At 49.7% G+C, this 16,094-nt stretch carries 12 protein-coding genes; all 12 read right to left on the bottom strand.

From position 1 onward, the window contains the following. Positions 1-3 precede the first annotated feature (3 nt). Positions 4-1,959, bottom strand: coding sequence for an oxidoreductase (locus tag GN111_RS00310; RefSeq protein ID WP_155301838.1), 1,956 nt, complete (start codon positions 1,957-1,959; stop codon positions 4-6). Positions 1,960-2,053: 94 nt separating this feature from the next. Further along, positions 2,054-2,836, bottom strand: a complete 783-nt coding sequence (locus tag GN111_RS00305) for an enoyl-CoA hydratase-related protein (protein WP_155301837.1) — start codon at positions 2,834-2,836, stop codon at positions 2,054-2,056. A gap of 68 nt (positions 2,837-2,904) precedes the next feature. After that, a complete protein-coding gene (locus GN111_RS00300; RefSeq protein WP_155301836.1) occupies positions 2,905-4,221 on the bottom strand; it encodes a TRAP transporter large permease in 1,317 nt (438 codons plus the stop codon). Between the two features lie 246 nt (positions 4,222-4,467). Beyond that, positions 4,468-4,977, bottom strand: coding sequence for a TRAP transporter small permease subunit (locus GN111_RS00295; RefSeq protein WP_155301835.1), 510 nt, complete (start codon positions 4,975-4,977; stop codon positions 4,468-4,470). Between the two features lie 131 nt (positions 4,978-5,108). Next, positions 5,109-6,170: a TRAP transporter substrate-binding protein DctP gene (gene dctP / locus GN111_RS00290; RefSeq protein WP_155307867.1), complete on the bottom strand. Its 1,062-nt coding sequence runs from the start codon at positions 6,168-6,170 to the stop codon at positions 5,109-5,111. Between the two features lie 232 nt (positions 6,171-6,402). Continuing rightward, the gene (locus GN111_RS00285) at positions 6,403-7,767 is read right to left on the bottom strand and encodes an MmgE/PrpD family protein (RefSeq protein WP_155301834.1); all 1,365 of its coding nucleotides are present in this window, start codon (positions 7,765-7,767) and stop codon (positions 6,403-6,405) included. A 33-nt stretch (positions 7,768-7,800) separates the two neighbouring features. Beyond that, entirely contained in the window at positions 7,801-9,753 is a 1,953-nt protein-coding gene (locus tag GN111_RS00280) for an oxidoreductase (RefSeq protein ID WP_155301833.1), read from the bottom strand. 67 nt (positions 9,754-9,820) lie between these two features. After that, a complete protein-coding gene (locus tag GN111_RS00275) occupies positions 9,821-10,711 on the bottom strand; it encodes an electron transfer flavoprotein subunit beta/FixA family protein (RefSeq protein ID WP_170302058.1) in 891 nt (296 codons plus the stop codon). A 69-nt stretch (positions 10,712-10,780) separates the two neighbouring features. After that, positions 10,781-11,821, bottom strand: a complete 1,041-nt coding sequence (locus GN111_RS00270; protein ID WP_170302057.1) for an electron transfer flavoprotein subunit alpha/FixB family protein — start codon at positions 11,819-11,821, stop codon at positions 10,781-10,783. Further along, on the bottom strand, positions 11,799-13,796 hold the full coding sequence (locus GN111_RS00265) for an oxidoreductase (protein ID WP_155301830.1): 1,998 nt from the start codon (positions 13,794-13,796) through the stop codon (positions 11,799-11,801). Before GN111_RS00265 ends, GN111_RS00270 begins: the two co-directional genes overlap by 23 nt. A 69-nt stretch (positions 13,797-13,865) precedes the next feature. Further along, positions 13,866-15,140, bottom strand: coding sequence for a thiolase family protein (locus GN111_RS00260; protein ID WP_155301829.1), 1,275 nt, complete (start codon positions 15,138-15,140; stop codon positions 13,866-13,868). A gap of 69 nt (positions 15,141-15,209) precedes the next feature. Next, positions 15,210-16,079, bottom strand: coding sequence for a 3-hydroxyacyl-CoA dehydrogenase family protein (locus GN111_RS00255; RefSeq protein ID WP_231715632.1), 870 nt, complete (start codon positions 16,077-16,079; stop codon positions 15,210-15,212). Between the last annotated feature and the right edge of the window lie 15 nt (positions 16,080-16,094).

The raw sequence follows: 16,094 nt of genomic DNA, 5'->3' as shown, positions 1-16,094 counted from the left end.
CTGCTATATCTCTCTGGCGAGCTTAGCCCCCTCGTAGATGGCCTCCATCGCATTTCTGGGTTTTATGCAGTCTCCTATACGGAATATCCTGCCCTCCCTCTTGCCCGCAAAACAGTCCCAAATTTCAGTGTTCGGCAACGCACCGACGGCTATGATGACCGTGTCAACGCCTAGTATCTTTCGAGTCCATCCCTTCTGTAGATAGGTTATGCCATCCTGATCAATTTCGAGCACCTTCGCCTCAAGCAAAAGCTCTACTTTTTTCTGAACAAATCTGTCCTCGAAATAGACACGATTTGCACTCCCCGAATCCGGCGCTAGAGTATCCAACATCTCAATGATGATAACGTCGTTGCCCTTTTCACATAGAAAATCGGCGGTCTCTACACCCACGAGTCCACCTCCTATTATCACTGCTTTATCGCTGACTTTGACCTTTCCATCCAGAACATCGAAGGCGAATACGACGTGCTCAAGATCGCACCCCTTGATATTGGGTTTATGGGTTACGGCTCCTGTCGCTAATATTGCCAGGTCCATATCCAAAGCTTCTATCGAACCAAGGGTCATCTCCTGGCCCAACTTGATTTCTACCCCGAGCTTCTCCACCTGACGCACGAGGTGGTCCGTCACTTTTTGCAGCTCTTTCCGGTGGGGTGGTATACTGCCGATATTGATCTGCCCGCCGAGCTTATTTTCCTTTTCATACAGGGTGACCTTATGGCCGCGCAGAGCCGCAACCCTGGCCGCCTCCAACCCTCCAGGACCGCCCCCGATGACGGCGATCCTTTTTGGGTTTTTCGCCTTCTTGACCTCGAACTCCTTCTCCCGCCCAATAGCAGGGTTCTGAAGACAGCAGAATGGTTTCATCTTGTGGATCATATCGATACACCCTTGATTGCACCCAACGCACTGTCGTATATCCTTGAACTTGCCCTCCCGCGCCTTATTGGGCCATTCCGGGTCGCATAACAAGCTCCTTGCCAGCACCACAAAGTCCGCCTTTTCCTCCTCAATCACCCTCGCCGCCCTGATCGGATCGGTGATTCGGCCCACAACACCTACGGGTACTTTAGCAATTTTTTTTGCGCGCTCTGAATAGGGGACATTGACGAAGTTCTTTACCGACATAGGAGGAATAATCATGTAAGGCCGCGATTCATGGAGGCCTACCGATGTAATAATAGCATCTGCCCCCTCCTCGACAGCAAGTCGTATGGTAACCTCAGCCTGGTCCGGAATGGTTCCCCCCTTTACGTAGTCGTTCATATTAAGCTTAACGAAGACGGGGAAATCAGCGCCGGCCTTCTTTTTGATATTCCCTATGATCTCAAGCAGGAAGGTGGCTCTTGCACCCTCATCACCTCCATAACGATCCGTTCTTTTATTGGAATAGGGAGATAAGAACTGTGATATGAGGTACCCATGCGCGGCATGAATCTCGACAGAATCGAACCCCGCTTCACGTGCTCGCCTTCCGGCCTTTCCGAACCTTTCCACCAACTCCCCGATATCCTCGATTGTCATCTGTCGGGGGAGGTCGCTTTCCTTGCTGATGGCGCTGTATCGCGAGACCAGATCGGTAGGCCCTATCGGCTGTAATCCTGTGATATTGGAGGAACACTCCCGTCCTCCATGCATGATTTGCAAGGAAATCTTCCCGTCAACGGCATGCACCCCCTGAGCAAGACGCTTTAGACCAGCAACGAGCTTGTCATCGTAGGCACCAAGTCCGTTCATTATTCGTTTCCCATCAAGGGAGACATACGCGTTTTCTGTAACGTTAAGGGCGCAACCGCCCTTTGCGATATTGACATGGTAATCGATCAACCGGTCGGTTACGAATCCGTCTTTTGTGGCGAAATTTGTAACCATAGCCCCCATAATGACCCGATTTTTCAGTTTAAGCGTTCCAATTCGAATTGGGTCGAACAGCTTCCGGGCACGGTTCGTATCCATAATTTCTTCTTTCTTTTGTTTCTATCTGATCTGAGGGTTTTATTCTGCCGTTCGAAACTGACTTTCTGTTCTGACCTTTCAACGATGCAGCCAACTATCTTCCCTTGTAGACCGGCTTTCGCTTCTCCTGAAACGCAGCCAACCCTTCGAGGCGGTCTTCGGTGGGAATGCAAACCAAGTAAGCGTTGGACTCGATGGCCAGGCCGGTATGCAGATCAGTTTCCATCCCGTAGTTGATGGCGTACTTGGCTTGCTCCAGGGCGATCGGGCCGGCTTCGCAGATCATAGCCGCCATGCTTTTCGCTTCGGAAAGAAGAAGCTCCGGCAAAACGACCTTGTTGACCAAACCGATGCGCAGGGCCTCGTCAGCATCGATCCGCCGGCCGGTGAAGATGAGCTCTTTGGCCAGTCCCTTTCCTACAAGCCTCGGAAGCCGCTGTGTGCCCCCAGCTCCCGGGATAATCGCTAGCCGTGTTTCGGTCTGGCCCATGGTGGCCTTCTGTGATGCAATCCGTATGTCGCAGGCCAGAGCCAATTCGGTTCCCCCACCTAGGGCGACTCCGTTGACTGCTGCGATGACCGGTTTTTTCAGAAATTCGATCTGCGTAAACAGGTTCCGAATCATCGTGATGAACTCTTTAACCCGCTCGGGCGTGTAGCTCCGGCGCTCCTTAAGGTCGGCCCCTGCAGCGAACGCCTTTTCGCCGGCACCGGTGATGATCACCGCCCGAATCGCCGGATCGACGTTAATAGCTTCAATTTCTTTTGATATGGCATGAAGCAGCGCGAAATTGAAACAGTTCATCACTGCGGGACGATTGAGGGTCAGCACCGCAATTTTTCCATCGACTTCCTTGAGCAAGACATCCTCGGCCATAGTCTATTTCTCCTTGGTTAAGGCGAATGAATCTCTAGTGGATCACATTGAAAGGTTCGCCTTCTATTCTATTTGATCAGCAAGTCGGGGATAAAAGAAATAATCTCCGGTATGAACATGCAGAGGATAAGGACGAGAACCATAAATGGTATATACGGCAGCACCGATCGGAATATGACCCTAGTGCTCACATTGGAAGGAAGCACCCCTCTCATATAGAAAAGGTTGTATCCGAAGGGCGGTGTGATATATCCAATAATGATCGCAATCGTATAAATAACACCAAACCAAATTAGGTCAAAATTTAATGCTCGCACAATTGGGAAGAAAATCGGGACCGTAATCATCATGATTGCAACCGAATCCATAACCATTCCCAATACGAACAGGATAAAAAGTAGGACCCCCACGATAGCCATCGGTGGCAAATCAAGACCAAGCACTAACTCGCTTAAATAGCTTGCCATACCGGAGGCGGTCATGAATGCCGAATAACAGCTTCCTCCGATCAGAAGCCACATTATCATAGCGTTGGCTTTGAGAGTCCCGGCCACTGCATTTTTGAGACTTTTCAGAGTTAGCCTGCGTTTGAGTATCGCACATACGATGGAGCCAAAAGCTCCCACTCCGGCACCTTCAATAGGGGTTGTTATCCCTGTCCATATTCCTCCAAGTACAAATGAAATGAGCAGGATCGGAAGCCCCACACCCATGGTTGCAGTTAGCTTTTCTTTGAGCTTCGGACGTTCATCCACCGGCACCACGGGAGCCATATCAGGATTGATGATATAAGTTTGAACAAGAATCCAAGTAACGAAAAGAAAACTCATCATTAATCCAGGGATGACTCCCCCCATAAAGAGTCCACCGATGGAAATGGAAGCAAGGCCGCCCAGAATGATCATGATATTACTGGGAGGGATCAGGGGACCCAATGCGCTAGCGGGAGGTATAGGTCCGATGGAAAGCGAAGAGCTATATCCCCGTTTCATCATCTCCGGGTAAGCGGTAGCCCCGACGGTAAATATTCCCGTCGCTCCTACACCTGTCATGGCGCTCAGGATAGTGATGGCAAAAATGCTTGCGATGGATAGCCCCCCTCGAATTCCGCATAACCACTTCCAGATAGCATCAAAAAGGCTTTCCGTTATGCCCGAAAATTGCAAGATTTGTGCCATAAAAATAAAAAGCGGAACGGCAAGGTATGTTGGATTGATCATCGTTCCGTAAGTAGAGCTCACGAGTATCGATAGTTTCGAAGGCCCCCAGAAAACAGCTGTAAACACCAAAGAGACCGATATAAGGCCAAATGCAATCGGCAAGCCTAAAAAAAGCAAAAACAGGACAAACAAAATCATCAAAAGTGAAATTAGTCCGAGGTCCATTCTTTCAATTCTCCTTTTTTGCCTTTTTCAGAGGTGGTGCAAACCAGTTAAATCCGGATTAAGGCTCTTGAAACAATGAATTGAGCATTCTGTTGAAAACAGTCTCAAACTCGTGCTTACCTCCATAATCGAAAAGTCTGCAAAAGATTTCATTCTGAGAAAACGGGTGGATAGACGATCACTTGTGAATTCGTCCCTTCTGCGATAGAGGAACACAAGCTACGGCCTACTCGGCCGTGCGCACCTCTAATCCTTCCTGCAAACAAGATATGCGTTCACATTCTTGATCAATTTAGATATCGCCTGGAAAAAGAACAAGGCAGCGCCAAGCGGAATACAGATCCTTAATGGGTAAATAATAGGCTCCCAAAGGGAGGTGTATCTTTCACCTATTTTTACAGAATGCCAGGCGGCCTCCGCCCCAAACCAGACCAAAATGCCAAGAGGCACGATGATGAAAGGAGAAAGAATCATATTGAGAAGCGCTCTGTTTTTAGGATTCCAGCTATCAAGAAGAATCTCAACTGACACATGCATATCGTAATGGAGCGCATACCCTCCACCAAATATGACCATTAGTCCTCCAAGGTACATATTGACATCCCACGCCCATATTGTCGGAGAAGAAAAAAAATAACGCAGAATGACCTCCAGAACGACCACTAAAGTTAGTGGAATGATCAGGTAGGCGACCATCCTCCCGATCCAATCGTTCAGTGCGTCTACTTTATCGGCAAAGAGGTTGAGGATGTTCACTTCTTCATCTCCTTCGGAGGTAGATAGAGAGGGCGCAGAACCCTCTCTATGCTACTTCCTTTCAACTTAAGAAAAGAGCTATATATGTCGTGGGCACACAATAATCCATATAGACACGAAGTCCTGACGCGCTATATCTTTCCCAGATGAGCCGCTTGCTCATAGACGATATCCACTAGCTTCTTGCATCGGGGGCTCTTGCCGCTTACCTTTTTCCAAAGCGTTTTGATCATATATTCCTTGGCCATCTTGGAGTCTTCAGCCGACCATCGAATGCCTTCGATGTTGTATTTTTTGGAGGACTCGATCCAGCTTCTGTTCTCATCCCATTCCGCGGTTACAGCCAAGGTAAAGGTCTGGCTGTAATTTTTCAAAAGCTCCTTAAGATCAGCAGGAAGCTTTTCATATGATTCCATGTTAATAAGAATGTTCAGTACCGTGGTCCCGGTATTCGGCTCTAGGAGGTAATACTTGCAAACTTCGCCGAGCTTGAAATCCTCCAGACAGGCCGTCCCATAATGGACGCCATCAATCGTACCCATCTTGAGGGCCATATACATTTCTCCGGCAGGAAGGGCGGTAGGCGCTGCCCCGAAGTGGGCCAACCAATCTGCCGAAAGCCCTAGATCCCTCATCTTCATGCCTTTGAAATCAGAAGGCTTACGAACCGGCTTCGTCGTTGGATATCCATAGATAATATTGCAATAAGCAGGAGCGGCGTAAAAAATCCCGTGCTCGGCGTATATCTTTCTGAACTCTTCCAGCAATCCGTAGTTATAGAAGCCATCATGGCACTCCTGCGGTGTTTCCCAGGCAAACGGCAGCCCAGCTTCCACATCAACCTCGGGCATGATTCCCCTGTAAAACGGGCCGAAAGAGCCTGCGGCATCCAACATCCCGCTTGATACGGCCTGAAAAAGCTCTTTAGCAGGAACAATTGAACCAGGTTCCCCGCACTGAACTTTCAGCCGTCCATTGGTTACATCGGTAACACTCTTTGCCCATCTGAAAGCGAACTTACCGGCCATGTTCGTTTCCGCATACATGCCCTGCATTCGCCACCGGATTGGTTTCGATTCGGCTTTTGCGTTACCTGTCGTAACACCTGTCAGCGCCGCGGCACCGATCACTGCGGTTGTACCTTTGATAAAATTCCTTCGACTCAGTTTGTCATCCGGAGCTGTTCTTTTCATTCTCTCCCCCTCCCTATGGTCGCAGAATTTAAATCTTAACGTTGCAATTTTCAGTTTCTTCGATAACTGCTTTAGCGGTATTTATAACCACCTCCTTTCCCGCAGCGTGTTAGAATTTATTACATCGATTCCACCCTTTTTACCCTATATACTCTCAAACGCTGCTGCTGAAACTGATTAGTGAACAAATTTAAATAGAGAGAGCGCCTTACGATAGAAAATCCCCTGTGTTTTACTGCCCGGGACCTTCTACCGTTTCGTATACCAGTATCCGGTTCAATTCTTTCAGGTCTCGAACATCCAGATTCTCGAGATTCATTATTGCATCGGCCGTCCAGGATCTTCTGGACTCCTGCAGTATGCCATTCACGAATTTGATAAAGAGGGACCTGAACTGCTCGATCGAAATGGGCTCTTGAGGGGCACCGACAGCGAACTGTCTCTCTCTGGAAAACTCCCTCCCGTCCTTTAGTATCAACTCGATGCGAGCCGGAGTCTCCATTGCGTATTCGGGGTGCCACTCTTCGTGATTGACGATCTGTACCTTTGAACGTGCCTCCTTAAACACAGGATCTGTGAGCTTTTTCTCATTTATGTGGTCATAGTTCACGTCTCTATCGAGGAGCATGGATGCAATCGAGTTCTGGAAACTGAACTGTAAATCTCCGATAGAAGCTGGCTCCGGCCGGTTGCAGATTTCCTCTAAGTGCGAAATGTGCACCCGTACACGATCCACCTGAGATAGGGAGATGTTCTCGGCGGTAATGATATCCTTCAGTCCATCGAGGTGGCGGTGCATGTGGAAGCAGCAGGGATATTTTTTCACCCAGATATCATGGACGCGCCACTGCGTTCCCAGATCCTGAATAATCTTTTCAGGTATAACCCTCTCTTTCCCGACCAAATTGGACATGTAGGTGACAATATCGGGGTTTCCGGCCAGACCGCACTTTGCGAGCTCAGCAGCGATAAGAGCCTGAAGGCTGTGAAGTGCGGTCTCGAAGTAATGGGCGTCGGTGCCAAAACTCACATACGCTACCGGAACCCCGGAGAGAGCGAGCCCCATGGCGGCCATCGTTTCATCCATGCTAAGCTTGAATGCCCTGGCTACCCCTACCGAGGGACCCAGCGCGCCGGGAATCACAGTGAGCCCGAGATGCCCCTGTGGATAGAAGAGCGTTGTCCGGCTGTGAACCTCCAGGCCTATGATACAAATCTCAAGCAATTCCCTGCCCGAGAGTTTCAGTTTCTCTGCAAGAGGGAAATAAACAGGGAAGCTCGTGATATCCCATGCCGTTCCCCTGAGGAAGCTGTCGTCTTCAAGCTCCGCTGCATGGGCGAAAATCCCATTGTTTAAGACAGCATTCCAAAGAGAAGTCGTGATCCCGCAACCAATTGCCCCTACCTCCGATGCATGTCCTCTTTCGATGGTGCCGCGAATTACACGGCGGCCAACCGGCATGGATGAGCCTACAAGCATCCCGGCAACCGTTTTTAGCGCAAGGCCTTTTGTGAATTCGATCGTCTCTGGGGGAATATCGGGCAATTTCATAGCTACTGCAAATTCAGCGAGCGCCCTGGCAATATCTTTAGCCATTTTTAGTCTCTCCTAATATTAGAGCTATCTGTTTTAAATTACCCTGCCAATACGAGCTCCCTCATAAATGGCTTCATGTGCGCTCCGGGGCTCCAGGGCATCTCCTATGATGAAAAAGCCAGGAAAGGATCGCTTAAGGCTTCCAACCAATTTCCTATCGGGTAAAGCTCCCTTGGCCATCACCAGCTGATCGCATTGCGCGGACCACTGGCTTCCGTATGTTCCCAGAATAACGTTACCGTTTTCGATTTTCATGGTCTTCGTATTTGTCAGAACCGTCACCCCCAAATCCCCGAGTCGTTTGAGGAGATATCTCCTGGTGTTTTGTTCGATATCCTTTCCGATGGCAGCGGACTGAGAGGCGATTGTGACAACATGCCCTTTCTCCGCCAAATGCTCCGCAACCTCGCACCCTACGGTTCCACCTCCTGCGACGATCACCTTGTTTCTTACTTCAACGCTTCCGTTGAGGACGTCCCACGCCGTGCACACCATATCGGAGTCGATTCCGGGAATCTCCAGAATGCGAGGGGTCGCTCCGGTCGCAAGGATCAGTTCGTCAGGTCTCTCAGTCTCGATCAAATCGCCTGTAACCTCAACACCGCAATGAATTTCGATACCGAGTCGTTGTACCTCTGAAATCAAAAATTCCGTAAGCCCTCTTATTTCCAACTTGTAAGGCGGCATACTAGCAAGATTCAGCTGGCCTCCCAGCCGATCATCTTTCTCATATAGGAGCACTCTGTGCCCCCTTTGCGCTGCGATTCTTGCAACCTCCATGCCTGCAGGACCGCCCCCGACGACAACGACCTTCTTTGCGTGGGAAGCCTTCTTTAAAGCGAATTGCCTCTCCCTTCCCACCGCCGCATTCCCCAGGCATTCGATGGGACGCCGAGTGAATAAGGTGTGTAGACAGATCATACATCCGACACAGGGCCGAATCTCCTTCAGCTTTTCGGAAGCGATTTTGTTCGGAAGTTCGGGATCTGCGACTAGCCCTCTTGCCATTCCTATAAGATCGGCTTTTCCCTGCAGCAGAATTTCATTTGCAAAAACAGGATCGTTTATTCTACCAACAGCTATCACGGGTATTTTCACTGCTTCCTTGATCGCCTGGGCAGAGTTAAGAAATACCCCTCTCGGAAAGCACATGGGTGGAAAAGGCGGGAAGTCAGGCAGCGGATCCGTCACCGCCGTACCGGAAGAGACGTCTATTGCGTCAAGACCTTCTTTCTCCAGAAGGCGGCAGATCTCCACTGAATCCTTTATGCCTTGACCTTTTTCGACGCCTTCTTCGGCGCTTATCCTAAATATGATAGGAAATTCTTTTCCAACTCTTTTCCGCATCGCCCTGAGAATATCTACAGCAAACCTCGTTCGGCCAGCAAAGTCCCCCCCATAGCGATCCTTGCGGTTATTAACCAATGGAGACAAAAATTCGTGGACAAGCAATCCATGGGCTCCATGAATCTCGACTGAATCGAAGCCCGCTTCTTTTACCCGCCTTGCTGCCTCACCAAACGTTTCTACGATTTGTTCGATTTCCTCCGTGCTGATCTCCCGAACAAGGCCCTCTCCACCGGATGATGAATCCCATTGGGTTTTACCAGAAAAACCTGATGCGGACTGAGCCATCCCATGACTTGCACGTGGCGAGGCAAATCTTCCTCCATGGCAAATCTGGACGGCGATTTTAGCTCCGTGCCTGTGGGCGACTTCCGCAAGAGATCTCAGGCCGGGAATCCTGTCGTCATGCTCGACCATCAGCGAGGTGTATTTCGTACTCCCGAAACCATGAACGGGAGCCATTTCGGTGATAATAAGACCAACTCCTCCCCGCGCTCGTTCTTCGATAAAGTCTCTTAATTTATCAGTAACCTCGCCCAATTCCGAGCAGTAGCCGGTCGCCATAGGACACATGACAATTCGATTTCTTAGCTTCATGGTACCAATGGAAAAAGGCTCCAACAGCTTTTCTAGTCTCATTTACGACTCCTTAACCTTGATGCTTTCATAAAAAGCCGAATTCCCTTTGTCGTTCCATTTCCATTCATTACAGATCCTCTCTGCCGCCCGTGTTGTCGAAGGCAAGCTGCGATTTGTCAACCGCGCCTTCTTCTATGAGAAGATCCAGTATCTTGCCGGCGAGTTCGTTCGGGCTGCCCCTGCTGATCTGGTCGTCATCCTTTGTTCCGCCGCTCCCCGTAATCATACCCCACATCAAGTCCTCTCCTGATAATGCCTCCAAGGCAATGGGGGTTCGCTTTGTCCGGGGTTTCGGATTGCGAGATTTTAGAATTTTCATGGGAGGATCCGTTAAATCCAGAGTTTCCATCTCAAGATCATCTATGCCGTAAAGGCGCACAGGCTTGTTCTGCATTCGAAGGCGCCGATGCAAAGAAACGTAATCAAATCCATCACTCTTGTGACAACAGGCCAAAACTGCAGGGAAACCGCAAAAAGTCTCCACCCGCTTACCCTTTTCTCGCTTTTGGATCACTCTTACTCCGCTACCGTTTTCTGCAGGCTCTATATCAATCACCATGTTCAACCAATTCCAACCGAGCCTTTCTGCAGCAAAGGATGGCATTATAGCTGAACGCAAATCCTCGCTCATTATTCCGCAAAATATCAGTGAGCACCCCAAGAACCTTGCAAACAAGGCTACTATCATCCCTATAGCAAACGGATCGTCGGGGTTTATGGAATCGTGCCAAATTCTGACGGCATGATCAGCCCCTCGAGCCATGGCGTACCGAACGACCTGATCGCAATCCTCAGGACCGATCGTCAGAGCCGTGATCTCAATCCCCGGCTGTTTCTCCCTTAGGTCAAGGGCCTCCTCCAGTGCATAGAGGTCATAAAGAGAAACACAAGGCAGATACGCTCTTGCTGAAGTCTCAGCGAGTGTTGGCGGGCCTTCTCCATCGCCGACCTGCTTCATGCACACAAAAACTCTCATAAAAACAGTCCAAGCCTTTCCACTTTCGGCCTCCCTATTTGCGGGTGATGATCACGATGCATCAGCGACCTTAAGTTTCTTTAAAAGAGAGGACATGATTTCCTTTGAATCCCCGATAAATCCCTTGTGGGCGAGGCGAAAAATCTCTGCTTTCGGTTCCTTGTTGATTGCAATGATAATCTTAGAGTCATCCATGCCAACCACATGTTCCCTAGCTCCGGAGATTCCAACGGCCATATATATCTGGGGCGCAACTGTCTTTCCGGTCAGACCTACCCGGCGCTCTATCCCGATCCACCCTTCATCGTTGGCCCTGCGTGTACCCGCTACAGAGGCTCCTAGTCTCACGGCAAGTTCCTGAAGTATTTCGAAACCTTCTTTATCTACTACTCCATGACCACAAGCCAAGATGAAGTCTGTCTCACCGATATCTACTAAGGCTGGATCGGCTGGAATGGTTCTCAAAACATTCTGATCGAAACGGCTTCCGGTAAGATCTATAGTGAAGGTTGTTTCCCCGGCTTTACAATCTTCGTTTTTCGGTCCGACGCCAGCAGAGTTCGGCTTAAAAGAAACAATCGCGGGCCTTTGGGTTAGAGAGACAATTGTTTCGAGCTTCTCGCCGTGTGTACTCCTTATCGCCTCAACGATGCCATTACTTTTGATGGAAAAGCTTACGCAATCATGCGCATAGGCAGTCTTCCATCTTATCGCAAGACGAGCGGCAATCTCCTGCCCCTCGATGGTCCCGCCAATGAGCATAAGATAAGGCTTCGGGTATTTTATGCTCAGTTTGTCAAGTACGTAGGCAGAGGCTTCGGCTGTCAGGTGGTTAATTCCAGCCAAATCGACTCGAATCAGTAAGTCCGCTCCGTAAGAGCCCACCTGCTCAGCCCAAGTCTCGTTCTCTACTTCTCCACCGATTAAGACCGCATGGACCTTTATTCCTTGATGCCGACCAGCCTCACTCGCATCCTGAAGCATCTCCTTGCTCGCAAACGTGAGGTAACCCTTGCTCTGGTCCACAAGAACCCATATCGATCCTACCGATTCGTTCGGTTCCACGTCTTTAGACTTTTCTTCCGATTTCATGACCGTCCCATATCGCATATTGAACCCGCCGGGGAGCCACAGCATCTCCGATTCGATGCAGCTCTGGGATATTTCCCTTTAATTCCTTGTAAAGACTATCATTGGGGCTTTTGTTCATGGCCAAAACAAATATATCTATGTTGTCAATGATTTCTTCCTTTTTCGGAGTGTATTCGTTGTAAACAACAGCCTGATTGCCTCTGATCTCCTTAACGATGTGAATCGGGGTGAAAGTAACTCCTTTTTCAATGAGCCTTCGGTATAGCAGGTCGATATCGTGTGTAGGACTCAAATCCACCCCAGCGTGATAGAGCCAGCTAACGATCTGTACTTTACCTCCCCCTTCTGCGATATAATCGGCGGTAGCATATGCTTCGTGAAACGCATCATTGTCGATAAGAAGAACATTTTTCCCTTGAAAATCCACTTTGCTCTCTAATACATCCCACACTGTAAACACATTGTCCTGATTTACACCGGGCATCTCATTTCTCAGAGGTAAAGCCTCTGTAAATCCCGTCCGTTGGGGAGTAGAACCGGTAGCCACAATCACAACATCAGGCTTCATCTCCTTCAGGCTTTCAGCATCCATCTTGGTATTCAGTTGAATTTTTACGCCTAACTTTCTAATTTGGTTCTCTTGCCAACGCGTCAAGTCACCAAACTCCGCCCGAATGGGAACTTTTGTCAGAAGATTAACCTGCCCGCCAAGATGGTCTTTCTGTTCAATAAGGGAGACATTGTGTTTGCGGATTGCTGCGACCCTGGCAGCCTCCATTCCGGCAGGTCCGCCTCCTATGACAACCACATTTTTACTCTCATCGGCAGGTTTTATGGTGCCAACCCCCAACCGCTCTTCTCTACCTGCTGCAGGGTTTCCAAGACAAGTAACGCCTCTTTGCAAATATAGACGAGAAATGCATCCTTGATTGCAGCCTATGCATGGTCTGATATCCTCAAGGCGGCCTTCTCTTGCCTTGTTGGCAAGCTCAGGATCAGCGATTTGTGCTCTCGTCATACCAATCATGTCGGCCTGGCCATCCGTGAGAACTTTTTCAGCCAACAATGGATCTTTAATTCGTCCCACTGTAAATACAGGAATGTCTACCACCCTCTTAATTTCCGCTGCCAAATAAGTTCTGAAACCGTGAGGTAAAAGCATGGGTGGGGTAAATATATAGGAAGTATAGTAAGTCCCGCTGCTCACATTGATATAGTCGACATTACCGGTTTCTACTAATTTTTTTGCAATGACTTTATAGTCATTAATCGTGTTGCCTCCGGATACGAGTTCGTCAGCGCTTATCCGAATGCCCACGACAAAGTCTGGTCCCACTGCCTTGCGGACGGCATCTAACACTTCTATTGCGAACGTCATCCTCTTCTCAGGGCTTCCGCCGTATTTGTCCGTCCGCATATTAAACAGAGGAGAAAAGAATTGGTTAATCAGATAACCGTGGGCTCCATGAAGTTCTACACCATCAAACCCGCCCTCCTTCGAATGGTATGCCGCTTTGGCAAACGATTCAATTAGTTCCTGTATATCTTCAATCTCCATTTCTTTGCAGGGTTCCCTGATACCGAAGTCAGGTATACCCGAAACGCCCCAAACAGGTCGCCATTTATCGTCATAAACCCCACCGTCTCCGTGGCATCCAGAATGGACTAATTGTGCAAAAATTTTTGCTCCATGCTCATGAACTGCATCAGTCACAATCTTTAAGCCCGGTATCGCCTCTGGATCATAAACAAAACATGCTTTTGTGAAATTGCTGCTGCTTGTAGGATGAACATGGAGCATATCGCACACAATCAAGCCGGTACCGCCTTTCGCCCGTTCAGCATAGTAATGTGCATGGCGGCGGCCCATCATGTTGTTCACCGCATACTGTTTTGAATGCGCTGATATAAAGATTCGATTCCGCACCGTCACATTACCAATCTGTAAGGGAGTAAATAGATATTTGAAATCCATAACCTGTGCCCTCCTTTTTAAGTAATGAATTATTTCAGTATTCGAGCCATGTAAACCACTCTCTGAGTTCTAACTCCAATTTTCCTGCTCAAAGACAGCCGCAATTCCCTGCCCTCCGCCGCCGCATATAGTCTCCAGGCCATATCGAGCCTTGCGGCGGGCCATCTCGTGGATAAGAGTCACCAGGCGCATAGCTCCCGTGGCTCCGATTGGATGTCCCAAGGAAATTCCCGATCCGTTGACGTTGACTCGCTGCCGGCAATCCTCTTCCGACAAGCCTATCAATTTGGCGTCGGCCAAAGTCTGAGCCGCAAAGGCTTCCTGGATTTCAATCAAATCCATATCGCCAATGGTCAGCCCGGCCTTTTCGAGGCATTTAAAAACCGCAGCCGGCACCGCCGGATAGGTCAAGGTGGGATCGGCAGCCGCCACTGCGTGGGAAACTACCCGGGCCAGGGGCTTTAGCCCCATTTTATGGGCCTTGGCAGCGTTCATAAGCACCAAGGCTGCTGCTCCGTCGTTTTCCGTGGATGAATTGCCCGCGGTGCAGATTCCATCCGCATAAACGGCTTTCAGCCTCGACAGTTTCTCTACGTTAGTGTCCGGCCTCGGCGGCTCGTCGCGGTCGAACATCGTCGTCTCTCCCTTGCGCCCCGGCACCGGAACCGGAACGATCTCATCGGCAAACTTGCCCCCCGAGATGGCTGCACACGCCTTGAGATGGCTACCTGCGGCCCAGGAGTCGGCAGCCTCGCGGGTGATGCTTTCATCACGGGCCGCTGCCTCGGCCCAAGACATCATCGAGTTGAGCTCTCCAAATCGCTCTATGGGCTGGCTCATCACCCGAGCACGTTGGATGCGATCGTAAAACGGCATCCCCCACATAGATAAGGCACCGTGCCCCTTTGGCATGAAACCCCACTTTTCGTCTTTTCCCCCCTCCAGGCCCCACTTGATCCGGTCACCGGGTATGTAAAACTCGGCCCGGCTCATGGAGTCCACGCCTCCAGCCACCACGATCTCGGCGTTGCCACTAGCGATCATCATCTGTGCGAAGCAAACGGCATCCAGGCCCGAGCAGCAGCGGCGATCCAACGTGATCCCGGTAACCTCCACCGGCCAGCCGGCCACCAGAGCCGCCATGCGAGCCACGTTGACCGACTCACCGTTCTGATAGGATTGCCCTAGGATTATCTCGTCAACTTGCGAGGGCTCTGTCCCGGCCCTCTTTACCGCCTCTTTCAAAACCAAGCCTGCCAGATCGCAGGCCGCAACCTCTTTGAGGCCTCCTAAATATCTTCCGATGGGAGTTCGGACAGCACTAACAATTACTGCTTCTTTCAATATCGCTCTCCTATCTCGAGTTATTACGCTAATGGTTCGACTTCACTGTTTGTTCAACACCCCTCGAAGTTAGCCTTTCGGTTCGTATTGATACCATCCCCTGCTGGTCTTTCGTCCGAGTTGACCTGCATCGACTTTGCGCCGCAGCAGCATAGGAGGGAAGTATCTGATGTCTTTGCTTTCTTGGTAGATCGCCATGAGTCCCTTGTAGCTGACGTCCAAACCCACCAAGTCACCCGTCTCAAAAGGTCCCATTCTTCTGCCGAAGGCCAGCCTAAACCCTTTGTCTATGTCCTCAACGGTGCCGATACCCTGCTCGAGCAGTCGGATCGCCTCGACATAGCCTATCAAATTGATCCTGTTGAGCAGAAAACCGGGGATGTCCGTTTCTACCCGAATAGCCTCCTTACCAATCTGTGCAACGAAATCCAGCCCTACACGCATAGTCTCTTCGGATGTGTTTAGTCCACTGATCACTTCAACGGCATCCATCATGGGCACTGGATTAAAGAAATGGATTCCAATTACCTTTTCAGGCCTGCCTGTAACCTGTGCAAGTTTCGTGATCGGTATGGTTGAGGTATTGGTTGCAATGTAGGCGGAGGTGGGGCAAATCGTATCCAGTCGCTTAAATACCTCCCTTTTAAGATCAAGGTCCTCGAACACCGCCTCGATGGCTAAATCTACATCAGTTGCATGAAAATCCGTAGAAATCTCGATGCGCCTCAAAACCGTTTCTTTGGTGTCGGCCAGTTTACCTTTTTCTGCAAGTTTCCCCACCGACCATGCAATACCCCTAAAGCCTTGATCAAGCACATCCTGCGAGACGTCGTTCAAAACTACCTCTAAACCGGCTTGGGCACACACCTGAGCGATTCCACTTCCCATTGTGCCAGCGCCTACAACAAAAATTTTCTTTATCTCCATTCTTTTACCCATTTTTCGATAAGTCCT

This window comes from Desulfosarcina widdelii, assembly GCF_009688965.1.
Taxonomy (GTDB): domain Bacteria; phylum Desulfobacterota; class Desulfobacteria; order Desulfobacterales; family Desulfosarcinaceae; genus Desulfosarcina; species Desulfosarcina widdelii.
This window is presented reverse-complemented; position numbering and strand designations above follow the sequence as displayed.